This window comes from Aliivibrio wodanis, from assembly GCF_052920805.1.
Window position 1 is genome coordinate 661026 of the sequence record NZ_JBREXA010000002.1, and the last position, 23064, is coordinate 684089.

Annotated in this window: 18 protein-coding genes; 8 read left to right on the forward strand and 10 right to left on the reverse strand. The window is 38.2% G+C overall.

Features of this window, described 5'->3' with window-relative positions; translation table 11 throughout:
• Window positions 1–2 precede the first annotated feature (2 nt).
• Complete coding sequence (locus ACU5DF_RS10890) at window positions 3–1325, reverse strand: type II toxin-antitoxin system HipA family toxin (protein WP_446712863.1); 1323 nt, start codon at window positions 1323–1325, stop codon at window positions 3–5.
• The gene (gene hipB / locus ACU5DF_RS10895) at window positions 1325–1588 is read right to left on the reverse strand and encodes a type II toxin-antitoxin system antitoxin HipB (protein WP_012532966.1); all 264 of its coding nucleotides are present in this window, start codon (window positions 1586–1588) and stop codon (window positions 1325–1327) included. The genes ACU5DF_RS10890 and hipB overlap by 1 nt, the downstream gene beginning before the upstream one ends.
• A 274-nt stretch (window positions 1589–1862) precedes the next feature.
• Between hipB and ACU5DF_RS10900 the strand changes: the two genes are divergently transcribed.
• On the forward strand, window positions 1863–2708 hold the full coding sequence (locus ACU5DF_RS10900) for a LysR family transcriptional regulator (protein WP_446712864.1): 846 nt from the start codon (window positions 1863–1865) through the stop codon (window positions 2706–2708).
• Window positions 2709–2712: 4 nt separating this feature from the next.
• Here ACU5DF_RS10900 and ACU5DF_RS10905 read toward each other — a convergent pair whose 3' ends face one another.
• From ACU5DF_RS10905 to ACU5DF_RS10915, 3 genes are all read right to left on the reverse strand, one after another.
• On the reverse strand, window positions 2713–3090 hold the full coding sequence (locus ACU5DF_RS10905; RefSeq protein WP_446712865.1) for a RidA family protein: 378 nt from the start codon (window positions 3088–3090) through the stop codon (window positions 2713–2715).
• A 2-nt stretch (window positions 3091–3092) separates the two neighbouring features.
• Window positions 3093–4223 carry a threonine synthase gene (locus ACU5DF_RS10910; protein WP_446712866.1) on the reverse strand — a complete coding sequence of 377 codons (1131 nt, stop codon included), beginning with the start codon at window positions 4221–4223 and terminating at the stop codon, window positions 3093–3095.
• Between the two features lie 212 nt (window positions 4224–4435).
• The gene (locus ACU5DF_RS10915; RefSeq protein WP_446712867.1) at window positions 4436–5920 is read right to left on the reverse strand and encodes a carboxypeptidase M32; all 1485 of its coding nucleotides are present in this window, start codon (window positions 5918–5920) and stop codon (window positions 4436–4438) included.
• 346 nt (window positions 5921–6266) lie between these two features.
• Here ACU5DF_RS10915 and ACU5DF_RS10920 point away from each other — a divergent pair, with 346 nt between their 5' ends.
• Complete coding sequence (locus tag ACU5DF_RS10920; RefSeq protein ID WP_446712868.1) at window positions 6267–7565, forward strand: OmpP1/FadL family transporter; 1299 nt, start codon at window positions 6267–6269, stop codon at window positions 7563–7565.
• A gap of 46 nt (window positions 7566–7611) precedes the next feature.
• Window positions 7612–10128, forward strand: a complete 2517-nt coding sequence (locus tag ACU5DF_RS10925; RefSeq protein WP_446712869.1) for a hypothetical protein — start codon at window positions 7612–7614, stop codon at window positions 10126–10128.
• Between the two features lie 67 nt (window positions 10129–10195).
• On the opposite strand, the gene nrdB is transcribed toward ACU5DF_RS10925, so the two are convergent.
• From nrdB to ubiG, 3 genes are all read right to left on the reverse strand, one after another.
• Window positions 10196–11329 carry a class Ia ribonucleoside-diphosphate reductase subunit beta gene (gene nrdB / locus ACU5DF_RS10930; RefSeq protein WP_446712870.1) on the reverse strand — a complete coding sequence of 378 codons (1134 nt, stop codon included), beginning with the start codon at window positions 11327–11329 and terminating at the stop codon, window positions 10196–10198.
• A 167-nt stretch (window positions 11330–11496) separates the two neighbouring features.
• Window positions 11497–13773 carry a class 1a ribonucleoside-diphosphate reductase subunit alpha gene (gene nrdA, locus ACU5DF_RS10935; protein WP_446712871.1) on the reverse strand — a complete coding sequence of 759 codons (2277 nt, stop codon included), beginning with the start codon at window positions 13771–13773 and terminating at the stop codon, window positions 11497–11499.
• Window positions 13774–14260: 487 nt separating this feature from the next.
• Complete coding sequence (gene ubiG / locus ACU5DF_RS10940; protein ID WP_446712872.1) at window positions 14261–14965, reverse strand: bifunctional 2-polyprenyl-6-hydroxyphenol methylase/3-demethylubiquinol 3-O-methyltransferase UbiG; 705 nt, start codon at window positions 14963–14965, stop codon at window positions 14261–14263.
• 327 nt (window positions 14966–15292) lie between these two features.
• Here ubiG and gyrA point away from each other — a divergent pair, with 327 nt between their 5' ends.
• On the forward strand, window positions 15293–18007 hold the full coding sequence (gene gyrA, locus ACU5DF_RS10945) for a DNA topoisomerase (ATP-hydrolyzing) subunit A (RefSeq protein WP_446712873.1): 2715 nt from the start codon (window positions 15293–15295) through the stop codon (window positions 18005–18007).
• Window positions 18008–18126: 119 nt separating this feature from the next.
• Here the strand turns inward: gyrA and ACU5DF_RS10950 are convergent, their stop codons facing one another.
• Both ACU5DF_RS10950 and ACU5DF_RS10955 read right to left on the reverse strand, forming a co-directional pair.
• Window positions 18127–18348: a hypothetical protein gene (locus ACU5DF_RS10950; RefSeq protein WP_446712874.1), complete on the reverse strand. Its 222-nt coding sequence runs from the start codon at window positions 18346–18348 to the stop codon at window positions 18127–18129.
• Window positions 18349–18556: 208 nt separating this feature from the next.
• Window positions 18557–19264 (reverse strand): DUF3581 domain-containing protein, encoded by a 708-nt coding sequence (locus tag ACU5DF_RS10955; protein WP_045102206.1) that lies wholly within the window; start codon window positions 19262–19264, stop codon window positions 18557–18559.
• A 211-nt stretch (window positions 19265–19475) separates the two neighbouring features.
• Between ACU5DF_RS10955 and ACU5DF_RS10960 the strand changes: the two genes are divergently transcribed.
• The 4 genes from ACU5DF_RS10960 to ACU5DF_RS10975 all read left to right on the forward strand — a co-directional run bounded on the left by ACU5DF_RS10960 (window position 19476) and on the right by ACU5DF_RS10975 (window position 22984).
• Entirely contained in the window at window positions 19476–20024 is a 549-nt protein-coding gene (locus tag ACU5DF_RS10960) for a phosphatase PAP2 family protein (RefSeq protein WP_446712875.1), read from the forward strand.
• Between the two features lie 61 nt (window positions 20025–20085).
• A complete protein-coding gene (gene yegD / locus ACU5DF_RS10965; protein ID WP_045102204.1) occupies window positions 20086–21438 on the forward strand; it encodes a molecular chaperone in 1353 nt (450 codons plus the stop codon).
• Window positions 21439–21511: 73 nt separating this feature from the next.
• A complete protein-coding gene (gene yqfB / locus ACU5DF_RS10970) occupies window positions 21512–21829 on the forward strand; it encodes a N(4)-acetylcytidine aminohydrolase (RefSeq protein ID WP_045102203.1) in 318 nt (105 codons plus the stop codon).
• A gap of 72 nt (window positions 21830–21901) precedes the next feature.
• Window positions 21902–22984: a site-2 protease family protein gene (locus ACU5DF_RS10975; protein WP_045102202.1), complete on the forward strand. Its 1083-nt coding sequence runs from the start codon at window positions 21902–21904 to the stop codon at window positions 22982–22984.
• Window positions 22985–23064: the final 80 nt, after the last annotated feature.

The window sequence follows — 23064 nt, forward strand, 5'->3', positions numbered from 1 at the left end:
CGTTACTGAAAATCATTACTCAAGCGGATTTTATTTACCATTCTCAATGCATTACTAAATATGCTGTCAGAGATACTTTTGGGAAAATCGCTTGGTAATTGTGCTTCTAATTCCTTAATGGCCTTAGGCATATCAACCGCAAATTCTTTCATTATCTCCTCCATTCTTTCTGTATCAAACCCAACCGTTTTAGCCGTATCAATAAAATGACGAGTGTATATTTTATCAATAGGGTATTTCTTTCCTTTTGATGCTGTTAATCCCATTGCCAGTTTTAATGAGCGAATATTCATCCCTTTACCACCTAAGATTGGGTAGGCGGATAAAATGTCATAAAAGGGCGTAAGGTGATAACTGCCTTGTGCATTAATAAAAATGGAGAAGTTTTTTGCGTGTCCATCTGTTGCACCAATTAACCATTGGAATACCTGAAATCGCATGAAAGCATCACGATCTTTTAGTGATTGGCTTGAGCCCATAAGAAAATCCATAATGGTTTTTATACTTGGGCCTCCATCTGCTTCATATTTGATTGATGATGGCAATCCAAATGCTTGGCACATATCTTCTTGCGGTAATCTTAATAGCTTGGTGTTATTTTTAATCCATCGTCTATCAAATCGTTCTACAGCAATAGCTTTTATTTCATCACTATGAATTATTTCAACATTAGGTACATTGAATCCTAGCTTCTTCGCTAATTGGATGCACAGGTATTCATTTTCTACACTATCACTCATATCGAGAGTGGCATTAGGTTGCTGAATTTTACCTATGGGTAATTTGATAATATGTGTTGTTGGCGTTGATGCCTTCGGTATACACCATTCATTATTTATTCTGAGTAATGCTGTTTTTTCTTGTGCTCCGGCAACTGAAATTCGAAAGTCTGATTCATCTTCTAGCATTCCTAATGGGATATTGGACTGATAGGCTGAGAGTACTTGTTTGAGCCGTGCTGGAGTTAAAACTTCATAATCTAGTTGTTTAATATTTGGTTCTTCATCGTTAGTTAATAAAGAAATGGCACCGACGCTGTCTTTTCCAACTTCATGAAGTAAATCGAACGTTTGACGAGATTTAGCTTGGTATCTGGCAACGATGCGATCTCTGACTTCTGATAAATCAGGTAATAGGTTGTCGAAGTAATTAATAACGCAATCACTAGTTATCTTTGGATATTGTAGGAGGAGGGATAATGAAAGAGGTCTTCCTACCGTGCTTTCAATCCATGATTTATCGTATTGAAACTGATGTGCGCCGTTACTGAGTTTAGTAAATTCTCCAACACGCTCACCATTCATGTATGCAATTAATACAGCCATTACCACGCCTCATCGTCTAGATTGTCTTCGTGACTTGTAGGGACTTGCTCTTGAATAATGCAATGAACTTCTAGTGCATGAAGGATCTTAAAGAGTGTCTGTAACTGAGTCGTTTCAGGATGATTCTCAAAGCTAGATAGGGTGGATTGTTTTACACCAACTTTTTTAGCAAGCTCTGTTTGAGTCAAATTATGTTTGGTTCTAATAAGCTTTAAGTGGTTAGCTAATTGCTTTGGATTATAAATCATCATACACCCCATCATATTATGTGATATCCCCGATAGAGGATAATTAATAATATATCCCCTATCGAGGATAAGTCAATGTATATCCCCTATCGAGGATAATGATGGTCTTATCCCTTGTCGGGGGTAAAATGTTGCTCAAAAACGAATTATAAAATGAATGCCGTTTAAGGTTGTTTCTGGATTATTTTCAAAGTTTGATAAACAAATCATTACTCACCAACTTTTTTGCAAGCATTATAAAACATAGCTAAACTGAGTTAACTATTCCTGATTTTCATAAGATAATGCGATGTTACTTGAAGGTATTGAAACACTTTTAGTTTTAAGTAAAGAGAAGACAATGAGCCGTACAGGCAGCGTACTGTACCTTAGTCAATCTGCGGTGAGTAAGCGTATTACAAAACTAGAAAAGCGTTTAGGGAAAAAGTTAATAGAGCCTAATGGCCGTTATGTCACGCTTACGGCTGATGCTAAATCGCTAATTGACAATATCGCTCCAACGTTTAGCGAACTTTGTGGACGTATATATGAACAACAAGCATTAGCGAATGATTCTTTGCTTAGAATTGATTGCTCTGAAACGCTTGTGGCAGGGTATTTCAGCCAAGCGTTATCAACATGTTTTCATGATGATCCAAATTTGACCGTCACAACGAATCACACGCCACGAATTGTCGAAAATGTAAAATCAGGAAAAGCGACGCTAGGCCTTTGTGCGGGGTATTTACCATCTGGACATGGGTTATTAAGCTTCCATCTTTTCGATGAACCATTTTATGTTGTTAGTAACAAACATTTGGATAAGCTACCTAATGAATTGATAACAACGGATCTGACAAACAGTGCTAATACTTATCAGTCGGTTATTTTAGAAGCCTTAAAAGTGAACCCTATAATGGAGCTAGATTCATATACCGCAGCAGCCCATTTAGCATTACAAGGGACTGCTCCGGCACTGATCCCTTTTTCGGTAATAAAAACATTAAATATAGAAGATCGTTATTTATATCAATATAGCGAACTCAAACCGCTTTTTAGACCCATCTATATATGCACCAGACAAAATAATTATCGATTAGAGAGAGTTCAGAAAGTCATTACTGCACTTTCTGAGCACGTCAATATTAAGCTATGAGGTGTTATTCACATATAGCGATGCAATCGACTTCAATCTTTAATCCAAAGTGCAGTTCTCTGGTTGGTACTATGGTTCGCACCGGTTTATGATCCTTAAAGTACTCTTTGCAAATCTCATTAACCGTATTCCACATATCAATGTCTGAAATGTAGATAACCAGTTTTAATACTTGTTGAAGATTGCTTCCTGCTTCTTCAAGAATGATATGTAAATTATCTAATACGCGACGGGTTTGTTGGCTTATATCACCGTTTATTTTTTCCCCTGTATTTGGGTTAATTGGTAATTGGCCTGATATGTAAATTAATCCATTATGTACTATCGCTTGAGAGTAATGTCCTGTTGCTTTTAATGAATTTTTAGTTTGTATATATTTCATTATTAACCTCTCATATCATTGATTAAATGTTCAATTGAGTTTGTTGCTTTGAGTCCATTTCCTGTTACGACACCAACGGTGAGTTCGTCAGGTTTGATTTCTTGCGTTTTTATAAGCTGAGCGATTCCTGCAAATGCCGTCGCTGATGTTGGTTCGATAAAGTATCCTTGCGCTCCCATTTCTTTTAATGCTGATTGGATTTGTTGTTCACTAACACTAATAAAATTCCCATCCGTTTCTTTAACAAATTGAACGATCTCATTCATTCGTGATGAACGCTTAATCTTAATACCCTCAGCAATGGTATTTTCTGATGTAATGTTGATTTCTTTATTGTTAAAGGTTTGAACGAACGGCTGAATGCTTTCACTTTGAATACCAAAAAGGCGAGGGAGTTTGCTTATTTCTCCGCCTTTTAATAATTCAGAGAAACCGATATATGCTCCGGCGAGTAAACTTCCATTTCCTGCGGGAACAACAAAATTATCAGGGGCTCTATACCCACATTGTTCCCATATTTCATAAGCGATAGATTTGACTCCCTCGATAAATAGGGGGTGCCAGTTATGCCCAACGTAATGGCTTCCATGAGTGACGCTGCTCTCTATTGCGGCTAGAGCAACATCTTCTCTTGTTCCTTCTACTTCAATACAGTTAGCACCGTATAATCGAGTTTGTGTCGTCTTTCCTTTGGATGTTCCAGCTGGCACAAAGATATTGCATTGCATTTTTCCTTTTGCGGCATAACCGGCATAAGCACTTCCTCCATTACCGCTTGAGTCTTCAGCAATGCTAGTTATTCCATGGTTGTTAAGGTAGTTGATTACAAGAGAGGCTCCTCGGTCTTTAAATGAGCCAGTTGGTTGTAGCGAATCGAGTTTTACAAATATTGGAGTTTCGGATATTTCAGCTTGGCAAAGAGGTGTGATGGTTTCATTGAAAGTGATTTTGATGTCGTCTTTTTTTACTGGGAAAACACTAGAATAGCGTCTAGGTGTGAAGTCATTTTCTATGAGATCTTTTTTACTAAATGACGTTTGAGGTTTAACCCATAGGGCAGAGCCACATTCACATTTAATGAGTTCAGGTTTGGGTGCGTATTCTTTATTACACGCCATGCAGATATATTTCATGGATGGTTACTTCTAAGTGTGATGAATTAGAAAAAATATTCTACGGGCGATTTTTTTATTTTATAAAGGAAAGCTCGGTATTCATTCTATTCCCAAATGGAATAGGAGGGTGTGTAGTGGTTTAGTAGCCATTGAATAAAAAATGGATGCAGCCAAAACTACATCCATTTTCTTAATTACTCAAAGTAAAATGACGAATTCACGTCTAGCTCTTATCCTAAATAACGCTTCTCTAGATGTGCCTTAAAGAAACTCGCATTTAACACATCACCCGTTGCTTGTTTCACTAATTCATCCGTTGAGAATAGTGACGCTTTGCTCCAGATATTGTCTGACAGCCAAGTGAAGATAGGGCTTAAATCACCGCTTAATGTCGCTTTCTCTACATCTACTGTTTGTTTCATTGCCGCCATAAACTGAGCCGCGTACATTGCACCTAGTGTGTAGCTTGGGAAGTAACCGAAGCTTCCATCGGTCCAATGAATATCTTGCATACAACCATTTTTGTAATTGCCTTTGGTTGATAAGCCTAAGTACTGCTGCATTTTTGTATCCCATAATTCAGGGATGTCGCTGTATTCGATTTTACCGTTCATTAAGTCACGTTCAATTTCATAACGAAGAATAACGTGAGCAGGGTAGGTTGCTTCATCAGCATCTACACGGATAAAGTCAGGGTTTACTCGTGTGTAGATTTTTTGCAGGTTACTTGATTCAATGATTTTTGGATCAGCTTGAGTAAAGTGCTTAGTAACTAAAGGTGACAGTTGAGCAATAAACTCTTGGCTTCGGCCTAATTGCATCTCAAAAAACAAGCTTTGTGATTCGTGAATACCCATAGAACGAGCTTGTCCTACTGGTAGCCCTGCAAATTCTTTTGGTAAACCTTGCTCATAACGAGCATGACCTGTTTCATGTACCGTACCCATTAATGATTGCACAAAATCACTGTCATCATAACGTGTTGTAATACGAACATCTGTTGGCACGCCGCCACAGAAAGGGTGCATGCTGACATCAAGGCGACCATGGTCAAAATCAAAATTCAGAAACTTCATTACATCCAAACTTAGTTGGCGCTGTTGTTCTGTTGGATAGTGGCCTTCTGGTAAATATATAGACTCGGTTGCCTGTTTTTCTTGGATCTGTTGGATAAGTGTTGGCAGCCATGTTTTTACGTTATCAAAGACAACATCAAGTTTGGCTGTGGTGGTTCCTGGTTCGTATAAATCAAGCATGGCATCGTAAGGCGTTAATCCTGTGATGTCTGCACGGATCTGAGCTTCTTCTTTTGATAGCGCGACAACTTCTGCAAAGTTCTTACTAAAACCTGCCCAATCATTCTCACCACGTTGAGTACGCCATGCATGTTCACATTTAGAACCGGCAAGAGATTGTGCTTCGACTAAAGCTTCTGGTAGGGCAGTAGTTTGTTGCCATTGAGATTTCATTTCACGAAGGCTTGCTTGTTCATTATTAGATAAAGACTCTGATTCTGCTTTATCAAACCATTCAGCTAATTGCGGTGCATTACCAAGTTGATGTAGATGAACAGAAAGCTCAGCCATAGCTTCTGATCTTGCTTCATTACCACCAGACGGCATTACAGCTGCTTGGTCCCAACCACAAATGGCAGACAAATGTTCAAAGCGAGAAATTTTTAAATTATGTGCAACAAGCTTTTGGTAATGACTCATGAAATATCCTTAATTTTAATTATTTTGAAAGCGGGCTAATTGTAACTCTTTGGCTACCTGAAGATCAAAAGCTTTACAATATTTACGCAGTATTAAATTCTGTAAAGATTGCGCATCATTAGAGTGTTAACTCTAAGTTAATGGTCAGATGTGTATTTATATCTTTTAATATCATGTGGTTGCTGTCTTTATTGTGTTTTTTAAAAACTAAAACTTAACAAATGATATGCGCTAAAGTTTACATTTATACGATATTCTGTAAAAATGCAGGTGTAAAGTGAACGCCATATGGATTGTGGTGTCATCAAAAAATGGAATGTTTTAATCATTACAAAATAGGTTCTCCATGATCAATATACGTAATATTACCAAAGTTGCTTTTGCTGTATCTGCAACACTATTTGCAGTTAATTCAAATGCTGCTGGTTTCCAAATAGTAGAGCATTCAGCATCAGGTCTTAGCCGTGCATTTGCAGGTGAAGCAGCTATTGCAGATAACGCTTCAACATTAGCACGAAACCCTGCATCTCTTAGCATGCTAGAAGAGAAAAACTTCACTGGTGGTATTTCGTATATTGATCCTGATGTTCAAGTTGATTTTTGGAAGCAGGGTGCTCGTTATAAGTCAGAAGTTACTCATGAATCAGAAGCGGCTCCAACCGCTTTAGTTCCAAATATTTTCTTCAGTATGCCAATTAATGAAAAATTCACTTGGGGTATTGGTGCTTATGCTGATTTTGGTCTTGCTTCAGAATATAGCGATGCAACGAATGAAAAGTTCGGTGACATTGCGGGTGATACTGCTGTGTCAGTTGTTAATATCAATAATTCATTTGCCTATAAAGCAACAGAACAACTAACTTTAGGTGTTTCTGCAAGTATCTTAATGGCTCATGCTGAGTTAAATCGTTATAGCTCACTTGCGAGTAACTTCTCTCCTGATGGTAGTAATGCCATTGCGAGCATGGAAGGTGAGGGCTTTGGTTTTGGCTATAAAGTGGGTGCTTTATATGAGCTAAATGAAGATCATCGTTGGGGTATTGCTTATACCGGAGCGACTGACATTGATATGGAAGGTAAGTTTTCGGGCCTTCAGTTGAATACTGACAATGGCATGTTTGATTATTTGGTTGATGTTGATGGTGAGCTGACACTTTCTTTACCATCTCTTATGGAAATATCAGGTTATCACCAAGTGACGCAAGAGTTTGCTGTTCACTATAGCTGGGTTCGTATTGGTTGGAATGCATTTGAAGAAATTTTAGCAACATCACCAAATGGTGAATGTAGTACTGCTGGTCAGAACGATAATGAATGTATGCGTAAAGCTGAAGAGTGGAAAGATTCAAACCGTTACTCTATTGGCGCTACGTATAATATTTCTCCGAGCTTAATCGTTCGTGCTGGTTGGGCTAAAGATGAAACACCTACTGATGAACATGTAACGGCTTCTATTCCAGACTCTGATCGTAATTGGTACACAACGGGTATTTCTTATATTGCTTCTCAACATATGGTTGATTTTGGTTTTGCTTATATTGAAGGTGATAACACAGGCTCTCACTTAGAAGACGGTAGCTACTTCGAAGTAACTAAATCAACAGCGATGATTTACTCAATTCAGTATTCGTACACTTTTAAATAATACTTTGCTCTGCTTTTGAGCAGGGTATTACTAAAGAGAATTAAAGATGAAATTAAACACAATTTCTAAATACGTAGCAATTGCTTTAGCGACAGCTGGTTTAACAGCGTGTGGCTCAGACAGCAACGATAGCACTACGAAAGGTCCAGCTAATTTGAAGTTTTCTTTTGGTATGGAAAATACGAAAGAAATCGCAAATGACAATAATATCCCAATGCCAAACGATCTATACAAGATCGCTAGTAATGGTACAACGACCAGCAAGCTAGTTGTTTTTGGTTGTGGTCAAACTGACTTAGCTGACGAGCAACAGGGAGATGTTGAGAACGCGACCAAATGTGCAATGGAAGATTTGGATGGTTGGTCAACGACAGCTCCTTTTACATTACCAATGACGGGTGATGTATCACAAATAGATACAAGTACTTTCATTAATGCAGTGAGATTATTTAATGGTAACAGTGAATTAACTTATGATCTCGATTTTACAGTGCAAATATCAAGCTTTGGCCATTTGCAAATTCTTCCACTAAAAGTATTTGATGACGCGACAACTTATACGTTAGTTGTGACAGAAGAATTAAAAGATCAAGAAGGCGTATCGGTACTTCCATCTGATGCGTATCTTAATAAGAAGGCGGGCAGTGATGCCATTGCTCTTGAGATCCAATCAGCAGAAGCAAATGCCGTTGGTGTAACAGAGGCTATTTTATACGCTGCGAACATTACAACTCAAAGTATTGGTACTGAGCTTGAATCTTTAATTACTACCAATGCAGGTATTCAGTTTGATTCGGCTGATTCACAGCCATATTATTCAGATAAAATCTCATCGTTTCCGCTAGATTGTAAAGGCAGTGAGTGTGTTGAAAAACTGTCAGGAACCCTTGAAATACCAAACTATTTACCTTTGATTAGTGCAGTGATTAGTCAATGTAGTGAAGATGTCGATAACCTAGAATCAGCTAGCTTTTGGTTTAACTTGAATGGTGCTAATGCGCATTTAGAAAGCTTCAAATATACAAAAACAAGTTGCCCTAAGCTATATCAACCAATCGATTTCTCGGATACCACGACATCAACTGTTGAAGTTCAAATGGTTTTTCCTGAGAAAAAATCAACAGGTTTTGGTGGTTCAAAAGTACCACAACAGCAAACGGTTCCTGTGATTATTGCCGCACATGGTATTACTGCAGTAAAAGAGCTGGGTAATGGTGGAATGACAGGGTTAGATAATTTTGTTCAATCTCAAATGGCTAACACTCCAAGCCCATCTGGTAATACTGATTATGCGGTAATTGCTATTGACCATATTTATCATGGCTCACGCTCAGTTAGCTTAGAAGGCAATGCTGGTTTTGATTGCGATAATGACGGCAAAGCAGATCAAACGTGCTTTAAAAATACACCAGATGCGGTGCAGTTGGCTGGTAATTATGATATCTCAGTAAGCTCATCAGTACGTGGTTTATTTGCGGGTCATGACCATGCTGATTCTAAAAATTTCTTAAAAGCTGATGCGTTACTTACATCGCGTGATAATTTTAGAAAAGTAGTTGCCGATATTTTAAACCTTAAAGCTGCTGTTGCTTCTATTGCAACGCCAACAACGGATGATTACTATCGCTTTGATGCATCAAACATTAGTATTTATGGTCACTCAATGGGAGCTATTGCTGCAGCAACTGCTGCCGGTATCGAAAAGCGTAATGCATCTACCGGAACTCCGTTTACTGGAACTATTTTAGCAAATCCAGGCGGTGCGATTGGTGGTATTGTTATGAATTCAAATTGGCTTGGTAAAGATGAAGTACCACCAGCAGTTAAGTTCTTACCTGAATATCGTCTACGTATGGCTCGAGAATTAGAGATTGATGTTGTTGGTGATGAACAAGCAACATTAGATGCTGTAAGAGTATTTGCTGAAAATAATCCGAAGGCATACCTTGCAAAGTCTGATGTAATTGCACCTCAATTTTTATCAGAATTCCAGTACCTGATCCAAGCCGTAGTTGATACTGCTGATCCATTAAATTATGCGGCAGATCTGGTTGATGAGCCTATTTTAGCTATCACAGCTGTTGGCAATAAAGACAGCAAAGGAACATTATTTGACGGTCAGTTTACAGGTTTAACTGCTGCTGATCAGACGGTTCCAATTAAAGTAGAACTAGATGGACAAACTATGATTACTCGTTGTATTGCTTTTGAAGGTTCAAAAGAGATGGCATCAGTAAGTTCTGAGTGTGGGTTTGGTGAAGAGCAAGTACCATATTACTCAATGAATATTACAGAGTTCCCACTAGCGGGTGCAGAACCATTAGAAAAGGCATTACAACTTAATGATGTTCGTGATGGGACTAACCGTTCATATTCACATCTTATTGAAGGTAATCATAATATTGGTGTCGGTACATTAACAGATGATGTAACGCAAGGAACAAGAGACTTCGCCACAGTGAAGTTAGCATCTGACTCAGTGGCACGCCAAGCAACTGCATTTTTAAGTGGTGGTGGGGTAGTTGAGTTAACACCTGAAGATGAAGCGCTATTAGATAGATAAATCTAATATGATAGATATAAAAACGCCGAGAATAGTCTCGGCGTTTTTGTATTTTTAGTTTGGCTTATTATAACTCAAAGTCACCAAGATCGTCAGCGTCGATGTCGTTATCAATTTGACCAACTAAGTAAGAGCTAATTTCTGCTTCTTGAGGAGCAACTTGAACGTTATCAGAGCTTAACCAAGAGTTGATCCATGGAATTGGGTTTTGAGTTGCACCTTCATATGCACTATTAAGACCAACTGCTTTCATACGTAGATTAGTAATATATTCAACATATTGGCAAAGAATATCTTTGTTTAGACCGATCATTGAACCGTCTTTAAATAAGTAGCTTGCCCATTCTTTTTCTTGCTCAGCTGCTGCTTTAAATAAATCAAAGCACTCTTGCTCACACTCAGCTGCAATTTCAATAAACTCAGGGTCATCTTGGCCTGTACGAAGCAGATTTACCATATGTTGGGTGCTAGTTAAGTGAAGGGCTTCATCACGAGCGATCAATTTTATGATCTTGGCATTACCTTCCATTAATTTTCGTTCTGCAAAAGCAAAAGAACAAGCAAAGCTGACATAGAAACGAATCGCTTCTAGTGCATTAACAGACATTAAACAAAGATAGAGTTTTTTCTTTAACTCACGCTTTGAAACAATAACTTCTTCGTTATTGATAGTATGAGTACCTTCACCTAAACGATGGTAATCATTTGTCGCTTGGATCAAGTTATCGTAATAGTGTGCAATGTCTTTTGCACGCTTTAGAATTTCTTCATTCTCGACGATATCATCAAAAATAATTGATGGATTATTCACGATATTACGAACAATATGGGTGTATGAACGTGAGTGGATTGTTTCAGAGAAAGACCAAGTCTCAATCCAAGTTTCTAATTCTGGTAGTGAAACTAAAGGCAGTAGGGCAACATTTGGGCTACGACCTTGAATCGAATCGAGTAGCGTTTGATATTTTAAGTTACTGATAAAAATATGTTGCTCATGATCTGGTAGGTTATGGTAATCAATACGATCACCAGAAACATCAACCTCTTCAGGACGCCAAAAGAACGACAGTTGCTTTTCGATAAGTTTTTCAAAGATCTGAAATTTTTGTTGGTCATAACGAGCAACATTTACCGAGTTACCTAAAAACATAGGCTCTTTCAATTGATCATTTTTTTCTTGTCGAAAAGTACTATACGCCATGGAAACCTCAATGTTGTTAAAGCCAAAAGAAACGAAGGGCTTTATTTTTATGAAATGATGATACCGATAAGCACTTTATACAAATTCTTATCGGTATCACGTAATGTAACGGGAGCTAAAAACAATTAAGCCCGCCATAAAAGCGGGCTTAATTTTAAAATGAAACGTTAGATCTTACAACCACCGCCTGCACAATCGTCATCTTGCCCTAAATCACCTTGTGCATCGCTCGCACCATCACGGGTATTATGGTAGTACAATGTTTTCAAACCTAATTTATAAGCCGTAAGCAGATCTTTTAATAGCAACTTCATTGGTACTTTGCCATTTGCTTGAATGCTTGGGTCATAGTTAGTATTTGCTGAAATCGCTTGGTCAATAAATTTCTGCATGATGCCAACTAGCTGTAAATAACCATCATTAGAACCAATATTCCACAGTAGTTCGTAGTTCTCTTTTAAGTTTACGTAATCAGGGACTACTTGTTTTAAGATCCCATCTTTTGATGCCTTAATAGAGACAAAACCACGTGGTGGCTCAATACCATTAGTTGCATTTGAGATCTGAGAAGATGTCTCAGAAGGCATTAATGCTGATAATGTTGAGTTACGAAGACCGTGGGTTTTGATCTCTTCACGAAGCTCTTCCCAATCTAAATGTAATTGCTCATCACACACTTTATCGATGTCTTTCTTATAAGAATCGATAGGTAGAATACCTTGAGAATAAGTTGTTTCATTAAAAGCAGGACAAGCACCTTGCTCTTTTGCTAAACCAACAGATGCCTTTAGAAGATAGAATTGAATCGCTTCAAATGTTTTATGTGTCAAACCATTTGCACTACCGTCAGAATACTTCACACCATTTTTAGCAAGGTAGTAAGCATAGTTAATCACACCTACACCTAAAGTACGGCGATTCATTGTTGATTTATAAGCTGCTGGAAGAGGGTAATCTTGATAATCAAGTAGCGCATCAAGAGCGCGTACTGCAAGGTTTGCTAATTCTTCAAGTTCTTCTAGCTTTTCAATCGCACCTAAGTTGAATGCTGACAGAGTACATAATGCGATTTCACCTTCTTCGTCATTAACGTGTGTTAATGGCTTAGTTGGAAGTGCAATTTCTAAACAAAGGTTAGATTGGCGTACTGGCGCAACACTTGGGTCGAACGGGCTATGTGTATTACAGTGGTCGACGTTTTGAATGTAGATACGACCTGTTGAAGCTCGCTCTTGCATTAGTAGAGAGAATAACTCTATCGCTTTAATTGTTTCACGCTTGATTGAGGTATCTTGCTCGTATTTTTCGTATAGACGTTCAAATTCAACTTGGTCAGCAAAGAAAGCATCATATAAGCCAGGAACATCAGATGGTGAGAATAAGCTAATGTGTTCGCCTTTAATTAAACGAGTATACATAAGCTTGTTAATTTGAACACCGTAGTCCATATGACGTACACGGTTTTCTTCAACACCACGGTTGTTTTTTAGCACTAGTAGCGATTCTACTTCACGGTGCCAAATAGGGTAGAACAGAGTTGCTGCGCCACCACGGACACCACCTTGAGAACAACATTTTACTGCTGTTTGGAAGTATTTGTAGAATGGGATACAACCGGTGTGAAAAGCTTCACCATCACGGATTTCAGAGCCTAGAGCGCGGATACGACCAGCATTGATACCAATACCAGCACGTTGAGATACATAACGTACAATTGATCCAGCAGTCGCGTTGATTGAATCTAGGCTATCATCACACTCAATTAATACACATGAGCTGAACTGACGTGTAGGGGTACGAACACCTGACATGATTGGTGTTGGCAATGAAATCTTAAATTTAGATGTCGCATCGTAGAAGCGTTGAATGTAATCAAGACGCGTATCTTTAGGATATTTAGCAAATAAACATGCAGCAACAAGAATATATAGGAACTGTGCACTTTCGTAGATCTCGCCCGTTACACGGTTCTGAACGAAGTATTTACCTTCAAGTTGTTTAACTGCTGCGTATGAAAAATCCATATCACGATCATGATCGATCATTTCATCCATCAGAGCAAATTCAGCTTCAGTATAATCTTCTGTAATGTGCTTATCGTATTTACCTAGTTCAATCAGGTTATTAACATGAGAGAATAGAGTTGGCGGCTCAAATTTACCATAGGCTTTTTTACGAAGATGGAAAACCGACAAACGAGCAGCAAGATATTGGTAATCTGGCGTTTCTTCAGAAATAAGATCAGCAGCGGCTTTAATGATGGTTTCATGAATATCAGATGTCTTCATTCCATCGTAGAATTGGATGTGAGATTTCATTTCAACTTGAGACACTGAAACGTTATCAAGATCTTCTGCTGCCCACGTGATCACTTTATGGATCTTCTCTAAATTGATCTTTTCTGTGGTGCCATTTCGCTTAGTAACGGTAAGCTGTTGGGTCATTTGCGGCTTTTCCTTAGAATCTATGTATTTTTTGTAATTATCGTTATTAATTTGTGATCAAGCGTATAGTGTTAATTTGATAAGCAAACACAACATATAGGGCTTAACTAAATAATTGGCTACAAGATAATGATAAAAAGGCGACTGATCAAGCTAGAAAATGAGACTTGCCTGTGGATAACCTATGAATTAAAAAAAACAGTAAGTAACTACTAACCGAGTAAGTTTAGTGATATCAAGTGTTCAGAAATAGCGTATTTCGTAATGGTTGAGAAGTAGCCAGTCAAAAAAATATTTTTCTTGATTTTTGTGGTTTAGATGGATCTCTAAGATTCAAATGAAAATGATGATTTGTTGTACGGCGATCTGATCACTGTGATGATTTGGCAACCAAAAATAGTGATAAGATAATTCAAAATAAAGCCCTTCTATAACTACTTAATTAAAAGTAAGAAGGGCTTAAAGAAAGTAATTAGCGAACTTTAATTTATAAAGTGGTGTGAACGATATAATTCACATCAACATTTTTGCCTAATGAATAGACATCTGTTAATGGATTGTAATGTAAGCCGGTAATCCCTTTTTCTTGTAATGCGGTTTGATCTAGCATCTTCATTAATTCAGAAGGGCGGATGAACTTATTGTGGTCATGTGTGCCTTTAGGTACTAGTTTAAGCAGTTGCTCAGCACCTACAATCGCAAATAAATACGATTTAATATTACGATTCAGTGTTGAGAAAAATACGTGGCCACCTGGTTTTACCATTTTCGCACATGAGCGAATCACTGATAGTGGATCAGGGACATGTTCCAGCATTTCCATGCAGGTAACCACATCATAGGTCTCAGGATTTTCTTCAGCGTGCTGTTCGGCAGTAGATTGGATGTATTCCAACGTAGTCCCTGTCTCTAAAGCGTGTAAACGAGCAACAGTAAGAGGCTCTTTCCCCATATCTAACCCGATAACATCAGCACCTTGCTTTGCCATGCTCTCAGCTAAGATACCGCCGCCACAGCCTACATCTAATATCTTTTTACCAAATAAGCCATTGGCATTATCTAATACGTAGTTCAGGCGTAATGGATTGATTTGGTGTAGTGGTTTAAATTCACCTTCAAGATCCCACCAACGAGACGCCATATCTTCAAATTTTTTGATTTCTGCCGGATCGACATTTAACTGCTGAGTCATAATTCATATTCCTTTTTTATCTTCTTTTTATTATATACAGAAAAAAACAGAAAGAGAGTGTTTAAAATGATGTTTTTTTCATCGATTTTTATGAGGTTTTTCAAGAATATGATGAATCGCTGTGTGACTTACTCCTGATTTCGTCGGTTTCTTAAGCTTAAGATCTATTTTGCGAATTAAAACGATGCGAACTCGAAGTGTTATGTGCTATATTTTGCAATCTTGCACGTTTATCAGTATCAATTACTTTGTCTTTTATAAAGAACATAATAGCAGACAGAGTAATTGATATTGATACGACAGAACTAATTGAGGGATATTGGCTCTATGAGCGATCTTGCTAAAGGGATCACGCCCGTAAATATTGAAGATGAGCTTCGAGGTTCATACCTAGACTATGCGATGTCAGTAATCGTTGGTCGTGCTCTTCCAGATGTGCGTGATGGTCTAAAACCTGTACACCGCCGTGTTTTATTCGCGATGGATGTACTAGGTAATGATTGGAATAAACCATATAAAAAATCTGCCCGTGTTGTCGGCGACGTAATTGGTAAATATCACCCACACGGTGATAGTGCTGTATACGATACGATCGTACGTATGGCGCAGCCGTTCTCACTACGCTACATGCTTGTTGATGGCCAAGGTAACTTTGGTTCTATTGATGGGGATTCAGCGGCGGCGATGCGTTATACCGAAGTTCGTATGTCGAAAATCGCTCACGAACTGTTGGCTGATTTAGATAAAGAAACAGTTGATTACGTTCCTAACTATGATGGTACAGAACAGATCCCTGCGGTATTACCAACTCGTGTACCAAACTTATTAGTTAATGGTGCATCAGGTATCGCTGTTGGTATGGCAACAAACATTCCGCCTCATAATTTAACTGAAGTGGTTAATGGTTGTTTGGCTTACATCGAGAATGAAGATATCACCATCGATGAGCTGATTAACTATATTCCAGGTCCTGACTTTCCGACAGCTGCATTAATCAGTGGTCGTAAAGGCATCGTTGATGCATATAAAACAGGTCGTGGTAAAGTTTACATGCGCTCTAAAGCAAATATCGAAGCGGACAAAAATGGCAAAGAAACCATTATTGTTACTGAGATCCCTTATCAAGTAAATAAAGCTCGCGTGATTGAAAAAATCGCAGAGCTTGTTAAAGATAAGAAAGTAGAAGGCATTTCAGCACTGCGCGACGAATCTGATAAAGATGGTATGCGTATTGTTATCGAATGTAAGCGCGATGCTGTTGGTGAAGTGGTTCTTAATAACCTATATTCATTAACTCAGCTTCAAACAACATTCGGCGTAAACATGGTAGCGCTAGACAACGGCCAACCAAAATTATTCAACTTAAAAGAAATGTTGAAGTGTTTTGTTGATCACCGTCGTGAAGTGGTAACTCGTCGTACTATTTTTGAATTACGCAAAGCGCGTGATCGTGCTCATATCCTTGAAGGTTTGGCATTAGCATTAGCAAATATTGATGACATCATTGAGCTGATCAAAAATGCACCGACACCAGCTGAAGCTAAGCAAGGCCTAGTCGCTCGCGGTTGGGATCTTGGTAATGTAGCTGACATGCTAGAGCGTGCAGGTACAGATGCAGCTCGCCCTGATTGGTTAGAGCCAGAGTTTGGTATTCGTGAAGGTAAATACTTCTTAACGGAACAACAAGCTCAAGCAATTCTAGAACTTCGCCTACACCGTTTAACTGGTTTAGAGCATGAAAAAATTCTAGACGAATACAAAGCTTTATTGGACGAAATCGCAGAGCTAATGCATATCCTTGCAAGCACTGAACGTCTAATGGAAATCATTCGTGATGAATTAATAACAGTTCGTGATACTTATGGTGATGAGCGTCGCACTGAAATTGGTGCAGCAATTCACGATATCGACATGGAAGACTTAATCACACAAGAAGACGTAGTAGTAACGCTTTCTCGTGAAGGTTATGTTAAGTACCAAATCCTAGGTGACTACGAAGCTCAGCGTCGTGGTGGTAAAGGTAAGAGTGCAACGAAGATGAAGGACACCGATTATATCGAGCGTCTACTTGTTGCTAACACTCATGATAATATCCTTTGCTTCTCTACACGTGGTAAAGCATACAGTTTGAAAGTATTCCAACTTCCTCAAGCTAGCCGTACTGCTCGTGGTAAGCCTATCGTTAACATTCTTCCTTTAGAAGAAGGTGAACGTATTACAGCGATTCTACCAGTATCTGAATACTCTGAAGATAAGTACATCTTCATGGCAACAGGTGATGGTACAGTTAAGAAAACATCACTAGATCAATTTGCTAAAGTTCGTGCAAACGGCCTGATAGCAGTTAATTTACGTGAAGATGATTCATTGATCGGTGTTGATATCACTGATGGTTCAAATGAAATCATGCTGTTCTCTAAATTTGGTAAAGTTGTTCGTTTCAAAGAAGCGGAAGAAACTCAAGTATTTGATGAGAATGGTAACCCAGTTCTTGATGAAAATGGTCAGCCAGAAATCAAGTTCAAAGGGGTTCGACAAATGGGTCGTACCGCTTCGGGTGTTCGTGGTATGAAACTGGCAAGTGGCGATAAAGTTGTCTCATTGATTGTTCCTAAAAATGATGGCGACGTACTTACAGTAACTGAAAATGGTTACGGTAAACGTACAGAACTTGCTGAGTACCCAACTAAAGGTCGTGCAACTCAAGGTGTTGTATCTATCAAGGTTTCTGATCGTAACGGCAGTGTTGTTGGTGCGGTTCAAACTGAAGATGGTGATGAGTTCATGATGATCACGGATGCAGGTACGTTAGTTCGTACACGCGTATCGGAAGTGAGCCAAGTGGGTCGTAATACCCAAGGTGTTACACTGATCCGTACTGCTGAAGATGAGAATGTAGTTGGTCTACAACGTATTGATGAACCAGAAGAGCTTGAAATCTTTGAAGGTGAAGAGGGTGAAGCAACAGAGACTGAAGTCAATACTGAAGTAACTGAAGCACCTCAAGCTGATGATTCAGGCGTTGAAGATACAGAAGAATAAGTGTTAACTTAATCTAAATAAAAAGCCCGCTTTAATCAGCGGGCTTTTTTATTTTCGAAAGTTGTCTTATTTTTTGAAATACGAGGTTATTAGATTAATTTTGTATTGATATTTACCTATTAACAAATATCAAATAAAGAGCATTTTGAATAAAAGCTTGTAGTAACAACGAACTTTTGTTTTTTACATGAAATGCAACGAGCAGAACCATACCAAGCAGCAAAACACTCACAGCATGTATAGTGGTTATCTTGATGATGGGGTGCATCTTCTGCTTCGAAAAAAGAGTTTTCCAATGAGGGTGGGTAACTTGATTTTATTTGATTAATAGAAACTTTCATTATAGCCAACTTAGTTGTGTTATTAAGATCATTGTCTTAATAATCATTATACTTATAAAGTAGTATTCAATAAGTCAGTCTAAATTACAAGCTACCACCCAGTAAAATATTGGTGTAATTAGTTATAAAAAAGAAATTTTTGTTATATAAAAAAGCACCAAATTAAAAAATAATTTAGTGCTAAATATAAAGAGTTTAATTATATAGTTTAGGCGGTGTAGTTTTCTTTCAATGCAGTAAAACGATCAACAAGATCATCAATAGCCGCTTGATCGTAAGCCTTTAGACCTGTTGCGATCATACGTTTAGTGCCGTGACCCACTTCTTCACCATTTTCAATGAATTTGAAGTTTAATTTAACAAGGCCACGTTTACCTTCTATATCCATGGTCGCACCTGTAAATTCAACGCTTGGTGCTGAAAGATCTAAACGAGTAAATTCCAGATCCATGCTTTCATAAATCACCAAAGGACGTTGGCAGTTGATCATTAACTGCTTTTCTTCCATGAGTGGCACCATGATATGAGGAAAGTTCATTCCAGAAAATTGAACATACTGTTTTACAACATGTTCAATAAACTCAGGTTCTAAATTCTTTTCACCGCTACGCTTAACATGAAGATATTGTTTATCGTTATCATCAGATAAAGAATACTCACCTTCGGCTGTATGGTTTATATGCAAAGGCGTACCGCTAGAAACCATACCAGCAAAATCAAAATGCATTTTGTGGCTAATACCAGTCTTAGACAGCAAAACTGCAAACAACAAATCGCCAGGAACACAAAAACGTTTTGACTCTACATCATGAATAGGGTTGAAATCACCCGCTACTTTTTTTGCAAAATCACTTGCTTGTTGGCGAGTGAATTCGAATGAGTTGTCCGTTTCTGAAAAATATTGATTTAACTGCATAATATGTTTTTGGAAAACCTAGCTAATGAAATAACTGGGCTAGTATAACCAATATATCTTCATTAAATGGTCTATCCAGTCAGAATAAAAGTAAAAACAATCAGTTAAACGTTTCAAATTATAAAAATTGACAATTAATTCACATGATTATCGTTATAATCATAATAAATGATGCCACAAATGGAAGTTCATTAACATTAAGGCGAGATTAATGAAAGGGTTTGAAAAAGTAGTATTTATCAGTATAGCAGTCATGCTAAGTGCTTCTGTACAAGCGGAAGATAAGTCGCCAGATGATAGGAACGCTGATATTGGTGCGGTAGGTATTCCTCTGATAGCAGGATCCATTGCATTATATAAAGAAGATTACGATGGTTTTTGGATGTTCACTAAAGGAGCTGCTTACACTTTAGCTGCAACACAAATATTGAAGCGAACAGTGAAAGCGGAACGACCAAATGGTGAAGATGAATTAAGTTTTCCATCTGGTCACTCTTCGGCTGCCTTCCAAGGTGCATCATATCTCCAATTTCGTTATGGGTGGGAGTATGGATTACCTGCTTATATGGGGGCAAGTCTAATTGGTTATTCACGAGTAGAGAACGATCATCATTATTGGCGTGATGTGATTGCTGGTGCTGCGCTGGCCACCGCGATTCAATACGTGGTCACTGATAAGTATATGGATTCAAATTCTGTCATGATTATGCCTGTCATTAATCAAGATCAGGTCGGAATTTCAGCTTCTTTCTCATTTTGATTGGCAAAGAGGTAACAAGCGAGTAAAATCAGCTCCCTTTTATCGAAGCTAGGTGTACAACATGTTTATTGGATTTGACTACGGAACCGCTAACTGCTCAGTGGCGACCATTCTGGATAATCAAGCGAAGCTATTAAAGCTAGAAGGGGATAGTACTTTTATTCCTTCTGCATTATGTGCGCCTACAAGAGAAGCCGTTTCTGAATATCTTTTCCGTATTTGGGGTGTTCAACCAAGTACTGATATTAATGAACGTTTACTTCATACCGCTATCTCTTTTAACCGTGAAGAAGATATTGATGTTGATGCTGAATCAATGACATTTGGTCAAGCAGCATTAAATACTTATATTGAAGATCCTGAAGATGTTTATTACGTTAAATCACCAAAGTCTTTCTTAGGGGTTTCTGGTCTACGTGATGTTCAAGTGAGTCTGTTTGAAGATCTTGTAACTGCAATGATGAAGAACATCAAAAATAAAGCAGAGCAAGAACTACAACAAGATATTACATCAACGGTAATTGGACGTCCTGTCAATTTTCAAGGCGCAGCAAGTGATGAGGCGAACAGCCAAGCAATTTCAATTCTGTCTCGTGCAGCAATACGTGTAGGCTTTAAGAATATTGAATTTCAGTTTGAACCAGTTGCTGCTGGTCTAGATTATGAACAAACATTAAATGAAGATAAAACCGTTCTTATTGTCGATATCGGTGGTGGTACAACGGACTGCTCAATGCTTCAAATGGGGCCATCATGGCGTGATTATCATGATCGCACAAAAGGGATCTTATCTCACAGTGGTTCACGAATTGGTGGTAACGATTTAGATATTCATTTAGCTCATCGTCAATTAATGCCATTATTGGGCTCTCAAAGTCGTACGCATAAAGGACTTGAGTTACCAATGACACAGTTCTGGAACCCAATAGCGATCAATAACATTGTCGCTCAGTTGGAGTTTTTTGGTTTTGGTAATCGTAAGCACCTTTTACAGATGATGAACGACACTCAAGAGCCTGAGAAGCTAGCTCGTCTAATTAAATTATATGATGAAAAACTAAGCTATAAATTACTACGTGATGCTGAGCAAACAAAAATTGCATTATCAGAGCACTTAGAGAATGCGGTAGATTTAAGCTACTTAGATGAAGGGTTATCGCTATCAATCAGCCAGTCAGATTTGACAGAAGCGATAGCTAAACCACAAGAGAACATTAATAAGCTAGTAAAAGAAGCCATTCAGCAAGCAGGAAAAACGCCAGATATTATTTATGTTACTGGCGGTTCTGCTCGTTCACCAATTTTACGAGCAGCACTACAACAACAATTACCAAACATTGAAATTGTAGGTGGTAATTACTTTGGTTCGGTAACTGCAGGTTTAGCTCATTGGGCAAATTACTGCTTCGGTTAACGCTACGTATTTTTTATTAATATTACGCTTCGAGCTGCATTGTCGCAGCTCGAATTGTATTTAGGAAAAGATAATGAAATCAGCACCAACAAACATGACTTTTTTTGAACGTTTTGAATCTGATATTTTATCGGGTAAAAAAGTAATTACCATTCGTGATGAATCAGAAAAAGATTACGTCGTAGGAACAGAAGTGGAGGTTAGTACATATGAAGATAACCGTCGTTTTTGTCGATTAGCAATTGATTCAGTAGAACCAATTACTTTTGATGATCTTAATACCTATCATGCAGAGCAAGAGAACATGACGCTTGAAGAGTTAAAAAATATCATTGAAGAGATCTACCCAAACAAAGGTCAACTGTACGTTATTTCGTACCATATAGTATAAATACTACTACGCGCATCAATAGTGGCAGTAGCTTAATATTATTGATGCGATGTACTACAGACAGGGAAAATAATGGAACTATTATCTATCGACTTTCTAGGGCAACCATTGCGCTTAGAAGGATCAATGGCCGGTTGGCAACAAGTCTTCTGGAATAATACCTTAGTTGCTCAACAAGCGGCTTCTGCTGATCATCAAGATAACTACCAACATGAATTTCAGCTCAATCAAGGCGAAACAGTGTTAACCTGCCGCTTAGAAGCAAAAGTGACATGGCAACCTTTCTTAATAGAATATCGAGCAACCGTTGATGATAAATTAATTTCTGAAGGCTCACGTAATACTAAAGACATTGAACAACAAGTCCCGCATACTCCAATTAAGGCAGAGCGAAAATTCAGTCTAATTGGCCTTATCTCATTAGGAATGAAAGCGTTAAAAAGTGCAAAGTTGATCAAAGTGGTATTGGCCTCTGCCAGTATTGCCGCGTATTCTTGGTTGTTCTCTATTGAATTTGCATTATCACTTATCGCTTGTCTTGTATTTCATGAATATGGGCATATCCGAGCAATGAAATACTTTGGTATGAAAACCAAAGGCATCTATTTAATTCCATTTCTTGGCGGCTTAGCGCTCAGTGATGAGAAAATAAATACTCGTTGGCAAGATGTTGTTATTTCCATCATGGGACCTTTCTTTGGCTTGGTATTATCTCTCGTGCTAGTCGTTGTGTACTGGATAACCGGAGAAATGTTCTTTGCTGGCCTTGCTGTATTTAACGCCTTTTTGAACCTATTTAACTTACTACCAATACTCCCTTTAGATGGTGGTCATGTTCTTAAGAGTATTAGCTTTTCAATGAACAGTAAGTTAGGCATTACATTATGCGCGTTGGCTGCGGTTGGTGGGGTTATATTGAGTTATCAATTAGGACTCGCACTTTTTGGTTTCTTACTGATTATGGGAAGTCTTGAAATAGTATTTGAGTGGCGTGCTCGCCATCATAGCCATTTATTACCATTAGATAAATATGGACAGATTGTATCAACAGCATGGTACATCGGATTAGTCAGTTCACTTATCGCGATTATTTGGTATTTTGCTAGCAGTGGTGATGCGTTGTTACAATTACCAATGCAGATTTTAGGAACGTAATCTAAAAAACTAAAAGACATCGCCTCAAATATTCGTGACTGATCTGAGGCGATGTTAACATCTAAACGTAGTCTATTTCA